At 30.4% G+C, this 14,063-nt stretch carries 10 protein-coding genes; 3 read left to right on the forward strand and 7 right to left on the reverse strand.

Translation table 11 applies throughout. From position 1 onward, the window contains the following. The first annotated feature begins 14 nt into the window (after window positions 1–14). The gene (gene malQ / locus VJY32_RS08550) at window positions 15–1,538 is read left to right on the forward strand and encodes a 4-alpha-glucanotransferase (RefSeq protein WP_353677492.1); all 1,524 of its coding nucleotides are present in this window, start codon (window positions 15–17) and stop codon (window positions 1,536–1,538) included. Between the two features lie 7 nt (window positions 1,539–1,545). On the opposite strand, the gene VJY32_RS08555 is transcribed toward malQ, so the two are convergent. The 6 genes from VJY32_RS08555 to pepT all read right to left on the reverse strand — a co-directional run bounded on the left by VJY32_RS08555 (window position 1,546) and on the right by pepT (window position 11,366). Beyond that, window positions 1,546–3,453 (reverse strand): SGNH/GDSL hydrolase family protein, encoded by a 1,908-nt coding sequence (locus VJY32_RS08555; RefSeq protein ID WP_353677493.1) that lies wholly within the window; start codon window positions 3,451–3,453, stop codon window positions 1,546–1,548. A 25-nt stretch (window positions 3,454–3,478) separates the two neighbouring features. After that, on the reverse strand, window positions 3,479–5,551 hold the full coding sequence (locus VJY32_RS08560; RefSeq protein WP_353677494.1) for a carboxy terminal-processing peptidase: 2,073 nt from the start codon (window positions 5,549–5,551) through the stop codon (window positions 3,479–3,481). Window positions 5,552–5,644: 93 nt separating this feature from the next. Next, window positions 5,645–7,339: an AMP-binding protein gene (locus VJY32_RS08565; protein WP_353677495.1), complete on the reverse strand. Its 1,695-nt coding sequence runs from the start codon at window positions 7,337–7,339 to the stop codon at window positions 5,645–5,647. A 111-nt stretch (window positions 7,340–7,450) separates the two neighbouring features. Beyond that, the gene (locus tag VJY32_RS08570) at window positions 7,451–8,302 is read right to left on the reverse strand and encodes a cation diffusion facilitator family transporter (RefSeq protein WP_353677496.1); all 852 of its coding nucleotides are present in this window, start codon (window positions 8,300–8,302) and stop codon (window positions 7,451–7,453) included. Window positions 8,303–8,319: 17 nt separating this feature from the next. Then, window positions 8,320–10,059, reverse strand: a complete 1,740-nt coding sequence (locus VJY32_RS08575; protein ID WP_353677497.1) for an asparagine synthase (glutamine-hydrolyzing) — start codon at window positions 10,057–10,059, stop codon at window positions 8,320–8,322. 56 nt (window positions 10,060–10,115) lie between these two features. Beyond that, entirely contained in the window at window positions 10,116–11,366 is a 1,251-nt protein-coding gene (gene pepT, locus VJY32_RS08580) for a peptidase T (protein WP_353677498.1), read from the reverse strand. 223 nt (window positions 11,367–11,589) lie between these two features. On the opposite strand from pepT, the gene VJY32_RS08585 reads away from it, so the two are divergent. Together VJY32_RS08585 and VJY32_RS08590 are read left to right on the forward strand one after the other, a co-directional pair. After that, window positions 11,590–12,894 carry a thymidine phosphorylase gene (locus tag VJY32_RS08585; RefSeq protein WP_353677499.1) on the forward strand — a complete coding sequence of 435 codons (1,305 nt, stop codon included), beginning with the start codon at window positions 11,590–11,592 and terminating at the stop codon, window positions 12,892–12,894. 73 nt (window positions 12,895–12,967) lie between these two features. After that, entirely contained in the window at window positions 12,968–13,321 is a 354-nt protein-coding gene (locus VJY32_RS08590; RefSeq protein ID WP_353677500.1) for a gamma-butyrobetaine hydroxylase family protein, read from the forward strand. A gap of 65 nt (window positions 13,322–13,386) precedes the next feature. Here VJY32_RS08590 and VJY32_RS08595 read toward each other — a convergent pair whose 3' ends face one another. Further along, window positions 13,387–13,977 (reverse strand): peroxiredoxin family protein, encoded by a 591-nt coding sequence (locus VJY32_RS08595; protein WP_353677501.1) that lies wholly within the window; start codon window positions 13,975–13,977, stop codon window positions 13,387–13,389. Between the last annotated feature and the right edge of the window lie 86 nt (window positions 13,978–14,063).

Genomic DNA, 14,063 nt, shown 5'->3' on the forward strand with positions numbered 1-14,063 from the left:
AATAAGAGGTTAGTATGAAATACAATCGTTCGGCTGGAATTTTGCTGCATCCTACTTCGTTGCCATCGAGATATGGAATTGGAGATTTTGGATATGATGCTTTTCGGTTTGTTGATTTTCTTGAAGAGGCAAAACAAACTTTGTGGCAAATTTTGCCTCTCGGTCCGACTGGTTATGGCAATTCACCTTATCAATGTTTTTCTGCATTTGCCGGAAATCCCCTGTTAATTAGTCCTGACAAATTAAAAGAAGAAAATTTACTTGAAGATAAAGATTTAGAAAATTCTCCTTCCTCAAATCCGCATCAAGTTGACTTCAGTGAAATAATCAATTATAAATTTACTCACTTAAAAAAAGCTTATAAAAATTTTATACAAAGAAAAGAACCCGAAGATTTTATAAAATTCAAAGAAAAAAATAAATTCTGGCTGGAAGATTTTGCATTATTTATGGCTCTCAAAAATTATCACAATGGAAATGTCTGGTCAAAATGGGAAACAGAAATTGCTTTTAGAAAAAAAGATGCAATAAAAAAATGGAAAGAAAAATTAAAAGAAGAAATTCAGTTTCATGAATTTGTTCAGTTTACATTTTTCAAACAATGGAAAGAAATAAAAAATTATGCGAACAGTAAGAAAATAAAAATTATTGGTGATGTCCCAATTTATATAGCATACGATAGTGCAGATTTGTGGTCAAACAGAAATTTATTCACTGTTGATGAAGAAGGCAATTTAGAATTTGTTGCAGGTGTTCCCCCTGATTATTTTAGTAAAACCGGACAGTTATGGGGAAATCCACTTTACAAATGGGATGAAATGGAAAAAACAAATTTTGATTGGTGGATAAAAAGATTTTCAAAAATGTTTGAACTGGTTGACATTGTCAGAATAGACCACTTTAGAGGTTTTGAAGCTTACTATAAAATTCCCGGCAATGCAAAAACTGCTGAACACGGCGAATGGGTTAAAGCACCTGGTGAAAAATTATTTAAAACAATAATTGATAAACTTGGTGATGTGCCAATTCTTGCTGAAGATTTGGGCGTAATTACAAAAGAAGTAAATGAATTGAGAATGAAATTTAATTTCCCCGGAATGAAAATATTACAATTTGCATTTGGCAAAACAGGCGAAAAAAGATTTCTTCCTCATAATCACGAAAAGAATTGTGTTGTCTATACCGGTTCACATGATAATGATACAACAAAAGGATTTTTTAGAAAAGAAAAAGAACTCAATTCTGATGTATTCAGACATGCACAATTTTATATGAACTACTTTGGCGATGATATGTGTTCAGCTTTAATAAGATTGGCTTATTCTTCTGTTGCTGATATTGTTGTAATTCCAATGCAAGATATTTTGAATCTTGATACTCATGCACGCATGAATTTTCCGGGAAAACCCGATGGCAACTGGTCATGGAGATTTACATGGGAACAAATTAATGAAGAACTTAAGAATCAAATTGCAAAACTCGTCTTGCTTTATGAAAGATATCAATTTGAGAATGAATACTCACATGTTGTATTTTAAGAAAAAATTATTTGCTTACAATATTCAATAATTCATTATATAAAACCTGTGCACCGGGATATCGGGAATCTAATTTGAGTAATTTCTTTACAGTTGTTAAAGCTTTGTTATATTCTTTGTTCAATGCATAAGCTCCGGAAAGATTATAAATTACCTGAGTATCAGTGCTGTCGTATAAAAATGATTCCTCTAGAAATTTTATAGCAGGTTGTATATTTCCAGAATTTAATTCAATTTGTCCAAGCCATTTTGATGAGAAAGAATTCGGTTTAATTTTATATTCTGCAATTAATATTTTATAAGCATTTTTATAATCTTGATTTTTAAGATACTTTACTGCCAAGATTTCAAGCTGATTAAAATTTTCCTTTATGAATGGATATTGATAAATTAAAGCAGAGATATGATTCAAAAAACCATCAAGATTATTTTTAATTAAATACTTATTTGCAGCTTTTTCATGTGCTTGTATCCATCTCAACTTGTTATCAAGATATTCAATTGCTATGGTATCAATAAATGTTTTGGGATTACATACTTCTTCAATAGTTTTTTTCTTTGAAGGATTAATAAATGGCCAATCATTTTTTAATAACTTTATTCTAAAATCAGCAATGGTTGAATCAAGTTCTGAAATAATAAAATTAGATACAGTAATACTATCTTGAATGCCATATTCATATTTAGGTTTTGAATTATCCGGTAAATAATTCATCTCGTTCATTTTATCATAAAAAAGTTTCCCAATTAATTGATAGCCCCTTAATGTTGGATGAAGATGGTCTGTCATTAAATTATTTCCAATAATATTATTGGGGCTGATAGAAGAAAATAACGAATCAACATCTATATAAGGCACATTATAAGTTTTAGATAAACTACGAATTATAGAATTAATCTCCTCAGGTGCTCTGAATCTTAATCCATCTAAATCTTTTGCAAATCTAAAAAGTGAATCTGCTTTTTTGAAATTTCCTTTATTATAAAACTGAATAGCTTCATTGTATACGCTTTGAGCAGTATAGTTTTTATATTTTGTAGATATAAACGGAGGCTGGTCTTTGATATTGCTTGCTACTGTCGAGATTATAACTGGAATTTTTCCTTCTTTAAGTTTTCTTAACACATCACCAATGTTTTCCTTAAATTGCTTTAATCCAGTTTTGTAAGTTTCAGAATTAAATGCAATATATTTTTCTTTTGCCATTCTCGACATCAAAGTTCCGGAAGAATACGGATTTTCAGGTTTGGCAATTAACGAAGTAATCCACCTAAGAAAATTTTTTATCAATTGAGTTGTTCTAAATTTGTTCAAAAATAGCATAGCATTGATAATCTCTCTTGAACCTGTTCCGGTTTCTAAGGAACCCACACCAAGAGCACCATAATATTCATTATGCCCTGCATAAATTAAAATGAGGTCGGGCTTTTGATTTATTACTTCAGGAATAAAATCTCTGATTGTAAAACTATTAGTTGCTGTAAGACTTAGATTAACAACTTCAATTTTTTTATGGGGATAATTTAATTCAAGTCTTCTGCGAATATATCTTGAAAAAGAACCCATTGGCATATATGGATAACCTGCTGCACTGCTTCCTCCAAGGACAAAAACTCTAAAAGCATCTTTATCTTTCACTTTATCAAACACATCTTCAATTGAAGAAGGAGTATTTTTAACATTAGAAAAATATCTTCTTGCTGCATCTGGATTCAGCATCAATTTACCTTGTGCAACTTCTTCCCACATACTCAAATCGTAGCCATAATTAAAAATTCTTAAACCCAATTCTAATACAATAAAAAACAGAAATGGAATAGAGATCATTATCAAATAAAAATAAAGCGGGCTTTTTGATGGTGGTTGATCAGTAAAAATTGATTTTTCTTTTTTTACTTTTCTTTTAGGAGTCATTAATAATATCAGCTAAGAAAATTATTCATCCTACTTTAGCTAAAATTAAATCTGCTAAAATTCTTGCACTTTCTTTTAATTCATAATCGCTAGTTATGGAAGATTGACTTTCTACTTCTTTTTTATCTTTAATATCAATGCCTGAAATTTTTGCTCTTTCTTCTTCTTTCTTTTTCTTTCGTTCTTCGGCTTTATTTCTTTCTTGTTTTCTTATTTCTTCATTCAAAGAGAAAACTTTTTTTGCTCTATTTTCTTTAAACTCTTCTATATCATCAAGAAGCAATTGATATTCAGGATCTTTTTTTGTTCGTTCATCATGCTTCTTAATTAGCAGGGAGATGAATTTTGAAAGGTCACCATATTTTTCATATTGTGCCGGTTGAATTTGGTCCCAAGGCAATGCACTTGGTTGAGAACTTTCTCCAAATTCTTCAGATGAATAAGGAGATGGAAATGTGATATCTGGCTGAACTCCTTTATGCTGTGTGCTGCTTCCATTAATTCTATAAAATTTTGCAATTGTAAGTTTTAGTTGACCGAGTTTTTTGTTGGCAATTGGAATATGTCTATTCAAATCAAGAAGATTCTGAACCGTGCCTTTACCATAAGTATTTTCTCCGATAACTATTCCTCTGCCATAATCTTGAATTGCAGCAGAAAAAATTTCGGAGGCAGATGCACTAAATCTATTTACAAGGACTGCAAGAGGGCCATCATAATGAATTTCTGGGTCGGGGTCTTTATCAACCTCAATAATGTTCATCATATTTTTTACTTGAACAACTGGTCCTTCTTTTATAAATAAGCCAGTAAGTTGAATAGCTTCCTGAAGTGAACCGCCGCCATTGTTTCTTAAATCAATAACAACACCATCAACTTTTTCTTCCTTGAATTTTTTTAAAATTTCTTTTACATCTCTTGTAGTACTTTTGTAATCGGGTTTGCCTTTCTGTTGAGCTTCAAAGTCTGTATAAAATGATGGTAGTTTTATAATTCCAAGTTTGAAATTGTATCCTTCATGTTGAATATTCATAATTTCACTTTTAGCAGCTTGTTCTTCAAGCTTAACTTCATCACGCACAAGTTTTATTTCTGTTGGGATGGCATTTGGTCCATCACTTGCTTTCAAAATTTGGAGACGAACAACAGTTCCTTTTTTCCCTCTAATTAATTGAATTACATCATCTAATCTCCAGCCAATAACATCAACCATCTCGCCATCTTCACCTTGAGCAACACCTACAATTTTGTCTTCTTCGTGCAGCAATCCACTTTTTGCTGCGGGTCCTCCCGGAACTATACCAGCAACTACAGTATAATCATTTTCCTGACGCAATGTTGCACCTATGCCTTCAAGTGAAAGCTTCATACTTATACTAAAATTTTCTGATGCCGCTGGCGAGAAATAATCAGTATGCGGGTCATACACCTGTGTAACAGAATTCATGAATAGAGAAAAAACATCTTCGGCTTCATATTGCAAAATTATTTTATGAAAATTTTGATAACGCTTGAGCAAAACTTCTGCAGCTCCTTTCCAATCTTTTCCTGAAAGAATTAGATTAAGCGCATCATTTTTCAATCTTAATCTCCAGATTTCATCAAGTTCTTCTTTTGATTTAGCCCAATCTGCTTTTTCTCTATCAGGTGAAAATGATTCATCAATCGAAAAATCAAATTCAGTTTGCAGGCATTTTTTTATGTAATTAATTCGTTCTCCTAATCTCTTTTTGTAAACATTAAATATTTCGAAAGGAATATTTAAGTCACCGCTGTTTAAGAAATCGTCAAATTGATAACGATATTTTTCAAATGCTTCTATGTCCTGCTTCAAAAAATATGATTTGGCATTATCAAGATTTTTAATGTATTCATCAAATATTACTGATGATAAAGAATCGTTTAATCTCTGTTTTTTATAATGATAATTTGAGAGAATTTGAACGATTACCTGATCAATTCGTTTATAAATTTCATCAGGTAATATTACCTTAGAAGAATCTATAGTATGATCTTTTTTCAGCACTTCTAAAGTATTTTGTGCAAAACATATGTTAATTGTCAAGATGACTAAAATTGCAATTAAATATTTTCTCATGTCGTTCCCATTCTAAATTTGATTTCTCATACACTAAGATAATGGTTTTGTTTCAAAAAAATTTAGTTTTAGTAAGATTAATTTCAGAAAATTTTACTCTACATAAAGATAACGTTTGATTTTTTGAGTGGGTGTTTTTTCGAAAGGTTCTCGTTGTTCAATCACTTTTGTTAATCGTGAAAATGTATTTACTCTTTCATTAACTTGATTTAATAAATCTGATAAAATTTTATTTATAATTTCTCGAGCAGAAGACTCATTTAATTTCTGTATCTTAAATTCATTATCTATTTCATCATAATTAAGATAAACCCTTGCAATCAATTGACCATTTCGTTCATGGACAAGAGACTCAAGTACATATTTCGATTCATTAATTATAGATTCAATTTCTTCGGGATAAATATTTTTACCATTAGAACCAATAATAACATTTTTCAATCTACCTTTAATAAAAAGATATCCATCTTTATCAATCAAACCCAAATCACCGCTTTTAAACCAGCCGTCTTCTGTAAATGTATTTTTTGTGCGCTCAGGGTCTTTATAATATCCTTTCATTACATTTGGACCTTTAATCAAAATTTCACCTTCACCTGTAATTGGGTCTGGATTATCAATTTTTACTCTTACAGTTGGCAATGGTTTTCCTGCGGAACGAAATCTAACTTCTTTTGGATTTGTTCCTGTAACAAGAGGGGATGTTTCTGTTAAACCATAACCAACAGCATAAGGAAATTCTGCTTCTTTCAAAAATAATTCTACATCAGCAGAAAGGGGAGCGCCTCCCAGACATAACATTTTTAATTCTCCCCCGAATGTATGCTTTAACTTTTTGCCTGCAATTTTATTTAGTTTTTTCCTGATATATGGAATTTTATATAAACTTCTTACAATTATTTTTTTATTAATCTCAGGCAAAACTTTCAGCTTATAAATTTTTTCAATAATTAAAGGAACTGCAAGAATTACTGTTGGTTTTATTTTTGATAATGCTGGAAGCAAAACAGCAGCAGTAGGAGGTTTGTTCAAATATGTTATAGATGCACCTGCAAGTACTGGTGTTACCAATCCAAGCGTTGATTCAATTGTATGAAACAGAGGCAGAATTGATAAAAGTCTATCTTCAGGTTTAACATCAACAATTTTCAATGTATCAATAGCATTCGATACAACATTTTTATGTGTTAGAACTACACCTTTAGAATGACCTGTAGTTCCAGATGTATAAAGAATCAAAGCAGGATTTTCTTCTTCAACTTCATCAGGAAAAATTCCAACAAGTTTAAGAGCTGCTTCTTTTATCTTTGCTAATTCTTTTTTTCCACTTGAAATTATTTCTTTTAATAAATCATTCTTTGTATGAAATGGTATAATTGAAAAATCATCAAGTAAAATTTGTAATTGAATATTACCTTCTTTGAAATCCTCAATTTTGTTGAATTGCTTTGCAGAAACAAAAATTGCTTTACTCTCAGAATGGCGCAACACATGATGAACTTCAGCAACACTAAATTCAGTCATAATTGGAACTGCAATTGCTCCCATTGAGGTAATTGCAAAATATGCTATAGCCCAGTTAGGCTGGTTTTCACTCAATATAGCAACTTTATCTCCCGAAATAATCCCTTCACTTTTCAGAAATGCAGAAACAGATTCAATTTTATTTTTAAATTCTCTGTATGTTAAAGGTTGAGAATCTATAAAAGAAATTGAGGGACGTTCAGAAAATTTTTCTGCACTATATCTTAATAAGTGCAGTAATGTAAGTTTCTTTAGTTCTTGCAATTAATCATCTTCTTTTTTTGATATAAAATTATAATGTCAATTAGTTAAGAGCAAGTGCAAAAATATGAAGCAAAAATATTGAGGTGAAGAAAAAATCATATTAATAAAATTTCATATTGGGTCTATGTGTACAAAAACTTTTTGGACTTCATCAATTTCTTCAAGAGCATAACGGACACGGTTGCCAATGTCATGGGAAAGTAAAGTCGGAATATTTTTATCTACTTCGATATGAATTTCGATATGGAATTTATTTCCCACATAATGTGAACGTAAATCATTAATTCCTTTTACTCCTTCAATATTCATTGTCACATTTTTAACTTTTTCTACAAATTCGTTGCTTGCTGACCTGCCCATAAGATAATCAATATTTTCTCTTCCAACTTCGTAACCAGATTTAAAAATAAACAGTGCTACCATTATACCTGCGATGCTGTCAAAATAATTAAGATTATAACTTGCACCAAAAACACCAAGCAATGCAATTGAAGATGCAAGAACATCATTTATGCTGTCTACCGATGCAGCTTTAATAGCAGGACTATTATACTTCCTGCTCACTTTTATTTGATATCTATTCAAAATAATTTTAGTAATTATTGTAACTATTAAAACAACATATACTTCAGGAATTGCGCGAATATTTTGTGGTTCAATTAATCTTTTAATTGATTCTTCAACAATGTTAATCCCGACGACAAAAGCAAACACAGAAAGAATAAATGCCGCAATTGGTTGGGCGGCATTGTGTCCAAATTGATGTTTTTGGTCTGGTTTATCGCGTGAAACCTTTACAGCTATTTTAATTCCTATTGATACAAGAATATCTGTAAATGAATTTAATGCTTCAGATATAACTGCAATTGAATTAGAAAGAATTCCAACTATTGCTTTAATTGCAAATAAAAAAATATTAATTCCTAAAGCAATATCAGTTGCACGTTTAAGTTGTTGAGGCATAAAGTATATTTCCTTCCTTAGTCTAAACTTAAGGATTGTTTCATAATTTCAAAAGTTAGCCACCAGTCTAATTCATTTAGTATTTCATTTTTATAATTTTTTTGCTGGAATTGTTCTATTAAGAACATAATCTTCTTTTTATTAATATAATCACACTCCTTAAATGTTCTTGAATTAACTAAATCATAAATGTAAGGAAATAATTTTCTAATAAGCATTACTTTCGATTCATCTATTTGTCTGTTTAATCGATTTTTTATGTAATTATAAATACGCATTTGAGTATTATTAAGCCAGTATGGATAAATAGTGTAGCCCTTAACCAAAGGATATTTAGTTAGCCGTTTATTATTATTCTTAAGTAGCAGTTTAAAAAGATTTCCATTTTTTCTAATAGTTAATGGAAGAATAAATATTTTTTCTAATAGAGACGTCTGGATAAAAGGCATATAGCATTTTATAATATTATCTAATCTTGATTGTTCATAGCAAAAATAATTTGGAAGCTTTGTTTTGATAGCAAATATTTCTATGAAATTATCAATACCTATTTTATGAGGTGATGGTAAATTGTCAAATAATATTTCGAGTTGTTCTTTACAGCCGTTTATCATTGTTTGAATAATATTTTCATTAAAAATGTTTGCTCGATTTACTCTCAAGTATTGTAAAATTTTATTAAAATCTTTTTCAAGAATATAGTTTGAACCAATAATCGAAAGTTTTGTAAAAAATCCTCTTCGCCATATTTCTCCAAACGCACCATCGATTATAATTTGGTTACTGTTTTTTAATTCTTTATAGTGTCTTAATTGAATGAAAGAGGAAACCGATACATTGCCAATTGTTTGCCCATTAAATTCTAAGAATTCATTCATAAACTGTTTTAATGGTGGGAACGGTGAATAAATTTGTTTGTGGGGTATTCCTAAATCGGAAGTTATTCTTTTAGCAATAATTGAATCAGGATGACTGGGTTCACCAAAGCTGTGGGTATCCCAGTTGTAATTTTTGTTTTTAAGCAGCAAAGAGAATAATAAACGTGAATCTAATCCCCCAGATAAACTTAATGATAATTTGTTTTCAATCAGTGGAAAGGATATAAGTTCATTTAATTGCTCGTGAAAATCTTGCAAGTTATAATGTTGCTCATTGAATAGAGGCAACCAATTTTTTTCTTTTATTTTAATCTCGTTTGTATTTTTATTAATTGTTACACTTTTGCCTGCGGTAATACGATTAATATTATTAAATACACAGTTAGTAGTCAATTGACTAAATAATAACCAGCGGCTCCCAAATTCCTTAAAATCAATTTTTAATGATGTTAATTTAGAAAGCCAATCAATTCTTGTTGAAAATAGGATGTTTCCCGATTTATCATTACAATAATAAAAATCCCGCAAACCCAAATTATCTGTAATAAATACAAGTTTATCTTTATTCCAGCTTATTAAAATGTAATGGCCATCAATATCAAATTTTTCTTCTTCGTTGTTAGCAACAATATTTTCCCAATCTAATTCTGATAAGAATTTCTTTTTATTGTTTTTAGAAATTCCTACACCTATGATTAGCCAATTTTTCTTTTCATTGTTAGAAGGATAGATTTTAAAATTGCAAGTATCAGGATTACCTCCTGCAGCAATAAATAATTTATCTTCAGAATGATTGAGCAATGGCTTATCTACAATTTTTAAAATAGTAGAAAAATAATCTTTATGGAAATTACCTATTCCACCCAAAAACCAACTCATAAACAGAGCTATAATCCCAAATTATTTTTTAGAATATTTCAAAATTGTAGAATAAATTACGATTTTTCTTCCCATACCTGTGCTAAAGTAACAATCATTTTTACTGCAGCTTCCATATCCTGAACTGCAACAAATTCAGTGTAAGCATGAAAATTATGTCCGCCAGCAAATAAATTCGGGGTTGGCAGTCCCATGTAACATAATCGTGAACCATCTGTGCCGCCGCGTATTGAAGATTTGATTGGTTTTATTCCAAGCCGTTCAAGTGCTTCTATTGCATAAGCTTCTACCTGAGGATGCTGGTCAAGAACATATTTCATATTTCGATATTGCTCAATTACTTCGAAATCGAATGTTGAACCAGGGAAATATCCAATTGCTTTATTACATAAATCCTTCAAGAGTGATTCATACTCTTTTAATTTTTCTGCATCAAAATCTCGTATAATAAATTTAATTGTTGTTTGAGTTTCATTTCCATTAATCGAAGTTGGATGGACATAGCCTTCTCGTTTTTCTGTGGTTTCAGGTGATAGAGAATCTTTTGGCAATAATTCTAAAAACTTTGCAGCAATTTTAATTGAATTAATCATCTTCCCTTTTGCATAACCGGGATGAACATTCTTACCATTAAACTTAATTACAACTGCATCTGCACTGAATGTTTCAGTTTCTACTTCTCCTCTTGTTCCTCCATCAATTGTGTAAGCATATTTAGCACCGAATTTTTTTACATCAAATTTTTCTGTGCCGCGCCCGACTTCCTCATCAGGAGTAAAACAAACTCGAATAGTTCCATGTTTAATTTCAGGATGTGTGATTAAATAATTCATAGCATCAACAATTTCTGCAATGCCAGCTTTATCATCTGCCCCAAGTAATGTTGTCCCATCGCTTGTAACAATATCATAGCCTATCATATCTTTTAGAACTGGATTACTTTCAACATCTATAACTTTTGTATTGTCAGCAGGTAAAACAATATTTCCACCCTGATAATTTTTGTGAATGATAGGATTTACATTTTTCCCGCTTACTGCTGGAGATGTATCAACATGTGCTATAAATCCAATTACAGGAACATCCTTTTCTGTATTTGATGGAAGAGTAGCCATAACATATCCGTATTCATCCATTTCAACATCCTTCATTCCAATTTCTTTTAGTTCTTCAACTAAAAGTTTAGAAAGTTCAAGCTGCTTTGGATTACTCGGAAATGTTTTTGATTCTTCATCGGAAGTAGTTTCTATTTTAACATATCTTAAGAAACGTTCTAACACTGTAAAATTATAGTTGTTATCAAACATAAAAACCTCTTTAAGAATTTTTTGTATTTGAAAGTTAATAGAAAATGAAGGAGAGTTTCAAGGAAAGATTTTCATAATTGAGAATCACAAGACTTTGTTAATATATATTTTCTCTGTTCTGTAAGATTATTTCACTTTTCATTTAACGGTAAATAAATTTATTTCATACAAATTACCACATTGTTTATTAACTTTGGGTTGACAAATTATTGTGGATAATTTCATGAATACAATTGAATTAATTCGCAAAAAAAGAGATGGCAAACAATTATCAAAAGAAGAAATTGAATTTCTTGTTATAAATTTCACAAAAGGAAAAATTCCAGATTATCAATTTTCTGCATTCTTAATGGCTGCATTTATAAATGGACTTGATAAAAAAGAAACAAATTATCTAACCCTATCAATGTTGAACAGCGGTAAAATTATTGACCTATCATCTATTAAAGGAAAAAAAGTAGATAAACATTCAACAGGCGGGGTTGGCGATAAAACTTCTTTAATAATTACTCCCATTGTTGCTGCTGCAGGAGTAAATGTTCCAATGATAAGTGGGAGAGGATTGGGACACACCGGTGGAACACTTGACAAACTCGAATCTATCCCCGGTTTCAATACAAATCTTAATTTAACTCAATACAAAAGAATTCTAAAAAAATGTAATGCAGTGATGATTGGTCAAACAAAAGAAATAGCTCCTGCTGATAAATTGATTTATGCATTAAGAGATGTAACTGCAACAGTTGAATCAATACCTTTAATTACTGCAAGTATTATGAGCAAAAAATTAGCTGAGGGAATTGATGGGCTTGTTCTTGATGTTAAAACCGGCTCGGGTGCATTCATGAAAAAATATGAAGATGCTCTCAAACTTGCTGATTCACTGACAATCACCGCAAAAGAATTTAAGAAAAATGTAATTGCATTTATAACTGATATGAATCAACCACTGGGGAATTATATTGGAAACTGGCTTGAAGTGTATGAATCAATTAAAATATTACAAGGAGAAAAAATAGAAAATTTACTTGAACTTAGTTTAACACTTGCCGGTGCTATGATTTATTTGGGAGACAAAGCTTCTTCTATTAATGAAGGGAAAGAAATTGCTCAAGAAATTATTATAAATGGAAAAGCTTTCAACAAATTTATTGAGATTGTTAAACTTCAGGGTGGTGATGTATATTACTTAAAAAATCCAGAAAAATATCCCAGAGCAAAATTTCATGAAAAAATTTATTCAGAAAAAACAGGATACGTTCAAAGTATCAATACTTACGAAATTGGAATTGTTTCGTCAGAGCTTGGCGCAGGAAGATTAACAAAAGAAGATAATATTGACCCTAAAGCAGGAATAATTTTTTATCCTAAGATTGGTGATAAAATTAAAAAAGGTGATATTATTGCAGAAATATTTACAGATAGAAAAGAATCCATTGACAATGCAACGAAAAAAATTTTATCATCAATAAAAATTTCAAAAAGTAAATCGAAGAAAGCTAAGCTGATTAAATTTATTATGACTTAATTTTTTTCAATAAATTAAATATGTTTAATAGCCTATTAAAAGTATCAATTAACAAAATTATAAAAAATTAATTATGGCAACACCAAAGAAAATAAAATTACATAAACAAGAGTACTTAGAAATTGAATGGGACAACGGCAAAGTTTATAAATATCCATTAAAATTTTTGCGCGATGAATCACCAGATGCGGGAAATAAAGGAGAAACAATTTTGTGGAGACACTATTCTCCACCACCACAAGAACCAAATAAATTAGGAAAATATGAAATCGAAAAAATTGACCTTGTTGGAAATTATGCTATCCAAATTACTTGGAAAGATGGATATAACTATGGAATTTATTCCTGGGATTTACTCGAACGATTTGGTGAATATCTCGAAGTAAAAAATAATTTGCATCAGGATTTCGAACACCACAATGAATAAAAAAGCCAGAGCTCAAAAATTACTCTGGCTTTATTTATCAACCTTAATCAATTACAACAAATATATTATAATCCCAGAATTCTCTTTATGTGATTTTCGTATGTAATCTTTGGGACCAAGCCTTCATAACTTGCAACAATTTTTCCTTCTTTATCAATTACAAAAGTTGTTGGGATAGCTCTAATTCCGCCATATTGCATGTATACAGTCTGATTGCCATAAACTACAGGATAATTAATTCCTTTTTCTTTTATGAAAGGAATTACCTCATCTTTAGTATCAGTATCTACTGAAACCCCGATAATTTCAACTCCTTTTGAGCCATAACGTTTTTTAATATCAATTAAATCAGGAATTCCTTTTCTACAAGGCGGGCACCAGGTAGCCCAGAAATCTATTATAACAACCTTACCTCTCAAACTGGAAAGTTTTAACATCTTGCCATCTGTAGTAGGCAATGTAAAATCGGGTGCAAGTGCACTGCTTTTTTGTGCAGCAGGAACATAGTTTGGAGGATAGGGTCCTTGTTCAGGTTCACTTCCACTGTTATTTACAACAAATAAAACAATAATTAATGCAATAAAAAAACCTGTATAAATCCAGCTGCGCTGTTTTTTAGTTAAGCCTTTTGAATTTTTTATCTTTTGTTGATTCATTGTTTTCTCTCTATTTTATTTAAAGTTATGTAACTAAAAATAAGAATTAAATTCCATTCAATGAAAGTATGATTTTTGCTCTTCAG

Origin of the sequence: Rosettibacter primus (assembly GCF_036860675.1) — a bacterium.
Taxonomy (GTDB): Bacteria; Bacteroidota; Ignavibacteria; order Ignavibacteriales; family Melioribacteraceae; genus Rosettibacter; species Rosettibacter primus.